Here is a 2,958-nt window from a genome sequence, read left to right as displayed (position 1 = left end):
CGGTTACGTCGGCCTGGAAGCGGCGGCAGTGTTCCGGGAGATCGGCAAGGACGTGACCCTGGTCGAGTCCCTTGACCGTGTGCTGGCCCGTGTGGCAGGGGAGCCAATATCACGCTTTTACGAAAACGAGCATCGGGCGCGCGGCGTCGACATCCGCCTCAACAGCAATGTTGCTTCTTTGGAGGGCGTGAACGGCCGCGTCTCGAATGTCATTCTTGCATCCGGGGGGAGGATTGCAGCCGACATCGTCGTCGTCGGAATCGGCATCATCCCGTCGGTCGGCCCTCTGATCGCCGCCGGAGCTGAGGGCGCAAACGGTATCGATGTCGATCCGTTTTGCCGTACGTCCTTGCCCGACATCTATTGCATCGGCGACTGCGCCCGCCTCAAAAACGGTGCGGGTATCCGCATTGAATCGGTGCAGAATGCGACCGATCAGGCGACCACCGCTGCCAAGGCTATCTGCGGTGAGCTCAGGGCATACGACGCAATGCCGTGGTTCTGGTCCAATCAGTACGACCTGAAGATGCAGACCGTTGGCCTCAATTTCGGCTTCGACAGCGTTGTCACGAGAGGTGATCCCGTCTCCCGAAGCTTCAGTGTCATCTATCTGAAAAACGGAGCAGTTCTCGCCCTCGATTGCATCAACTCACCACGCGATTACGTGCAGGGGCGAAAGCTTGTCGACAGCGCGGCGAGGATCGATCCCGCCGCTTTGGCGAACACATCGAGACAACTCAAGGAAATCGACCTCGTCACCTCGTGAGACGTCAAGGCGCAGAAAAGTGGAGGAAAAATGGCTACCATATCAGTACGAACCCGGGACGGAGAGCTCCATAGCTTCGAAGGACGGGTAGGCGCCTCGCTCATGGAGAATATCCGGAACGGTGGGTTTGATGAACTTTTGGCGATGTGCGGTGGCTGCCTGTCCTGCGCAACCTGCCACGTGTTTGTCGAGGAGCTTCCGGCGAGCGCAAGTCTACCGATTCCCTCTATAGATGAGACAGAGCTGATCGAGGGATCCGATTACCGCCAGGAGAACTCCCGGCTTTCCTGTCAGATACCGTTCGATGAGACACTCAGTGGTATCGTCATCGGAATTGCACCCGAAGACTAGAGGGAGGTCCCTTTCGGACAGAGGATGTCGCACGCTAATCTCGCAACAGCCCGGGCGGTTGAACAACGCCCGGGTAACGGACCCGGCGACAGCTGGGTGTGACTGACCCTATGCTCTCACATTCATGCTGTGACGACGGGTGCTGCCTCTGAGATATGGTAATGGGAAGGCGTCCTTTCCCCGCAATTTGCGACCGGACGACACGGCGCAATAGGCTCCAACCCTCGCCAATCAGGCACCGTGAAATAACCTCTGCAGTTTTTGCGTTCGTCGCCGACCAAAATTCCGTGTTCGCATCGCCGTCGGATTATTGCCAGTTTACGACAATTGCGGATCTGCATCGTGGTCGGTTCTAGATCTGCTCAGGCTCGAGGAGATTTCCCTCTGGATCGCGAGCATAGGCAATGAGAAATGGCTTATCCGCGGTCCCAAAGTCCGTGACTTCTCCAATTTGCGCGCCTCCCGCTGAAGCAATCAGAAGCCCCTCAAAGGGTAATGTTGGCATTTTGCTGCCGAATTGCTTGAGCTGTCGCCGCAACCGGAATGATGAATGGTGAGCCGTCCTTACGATTCTGCAATGCGGCAGTTGGATCGCTATCGGGTTCTGGCAATCCGCGCATTGCGCTCCCGTGGGGAGTGAAGCCGCCATGCGGGCAAAGCATCCCACCCTCCAGGAAAAACGAGAACGGGTCAGTTGATTATCGGCAGCAGCTTGTTGATCGAATCCTTTGCATCGCCGTAATACATTCGAGTATTTTCCTTGTAGAACAACGGGTTCTCGATGCCCGAGTAACCGGTGCCTTGGCCACGCTTGGAAACAAACACCTGCTTGGCTTTCCACACTTCCAGAACCGGCATGCCGGCGATCGGCGAATTCGGATCTTCCTGTGCGGCCGGATTGACGATGTCGTTGGAACCGATGACGATGACGACATCCGTATTCGGAAAATCGTTGTTGATTTCGTCCATTTCCAACACGATGTCGTAGGGCACCTTTGCCTCGGCCAGAAGCACGTTCATGTGGCCGGGCAGGCGGCCAGCAACCGGATGAATGGCGAAGCGTACGTCCTTGCCGGTTGCACGCAGCTTCCGGGTAAGCTCGGAGACTGCACTCTGCGCCTGTGCGACCGCCATCCCGTAGCCGGGCACGATGATGACTGAATCGGCATCGTTAAGGGCGGCGGCAGCGCCTTCGGCGTCAATCGCAACTTGTTCGCCCTCGACAGCCATCGCCGGGCCAGAGGCATTGCCGAAACCGCCGAGGATCACCGACAGGAACTGCCGGTTCATGGCTTTGCACATGATGTAGGAGAGGATTGCTCCGGAGGAGCCGACGAGGGCGCCGGTGACGATCAGAAGATCGTTTCCGAGCAGGAAGCCGGTCGCAGCCGCTGCCCAGCCCGAATAGGAGTTGAGCATGGAAACCACGACCGGCATGTCGGCCCCGCCGATCGCCATGACGAGATGCGCGCCGATGATGAAGGCAATCAACGTCATCAGATAAAGCGTCCATGAGCCGGCACCGCTCATGTAGAGCAGCAAGAGGACGAAGGAGGCTGCGACCATCGCGCCGTTGAAGGCATGGCGGCCGGGCAGGATCAGCGCTTTACCGCCGATACGGCCCGAAAGCTTGCCATAGGCGATGATCGAACCGGTGAAGGTCACGGCACCGATGAAGACTCCGAGGAAGATCTCCACCTCGTGGATGATCTGTTCGGCATGCGTCGCGAATTCATGCCCCGTCATATCGGAGTTAAGGCCGATAAAGACCGCGGCGAGGCCGTCGAAGGTGTGAAGGGCCGGCACGAGCTGCGGCATACAGGTCATTACGACACACCGCG

The 2,958-nt window shown here is 58.2% G+C and carries 3 protein-coding genes; 2 read left to right on the top strand and 1 reads right to left on the bottom strand.

Annotated elements, in window-relative coordinates; all coding sequences use genetic code 11:
* Nucleotides 1-766, top strand: a 766-nt coding sequence (locus tag C9413_RS30470; protein ID WP_170251351.1) for an FAD-dependent oxidoreductase, incomplete at its 5' end; no start/stop codon positions are given.
* Nucleotides 767-796: 30 nt separating this feature from the next.
* Entirely contained in the window at nucleotides 797-1,117 is a 321-nt protein-coding gene (locus tag C9413_RS30465) for a 2Fe-2S iron-sulfur cluster-binding protein (protein WP_040116319.1), read from the top strand.
* Between the two features lie 690 nt (nucleotides 1,118-1,807).
* On the opposite strand, the gene C9413_RS30460 is transcribed toward C9413_RS30465, so the two are convergent.
* On the bottom strand, nucleotides 1,808-2,958 hold a 1,151-nt coding region (locus C9413_RS30460), incomplete at its 5' end, for an NAD(P)(+) transhydrogenase (Re/Si-specific) subunit beta (RefSeq protein ID WP_170251350.1).

The sequence above is a fragment of the Rhizobium sp. SEMIA 4085 genome (genome assembly GCF_013004495.1).
In the GTDB taxonomy this organism is placed as follows: domain Bacteria; phylum Pseudomonadota; class Alphaproteobacteria; order Rhizobiales; family Rhizobiaceae; genus Rhizobium; species Rhizobium gallicum.
Note: the sequence above shows the minus strand (reverse complement) of the source record. Positions and strands in the feature narration are given on the sequence as shown.

What these genes read in the sequence shown, in the direction of transcription:
- C9413_RS30465 (WP_040116319.1), top strand. Translation starts at nt 797, where the DNA reads ATGGCTACCATATCAGTACGAACCCGGGACGGAGAGCTCCATAGCTTC.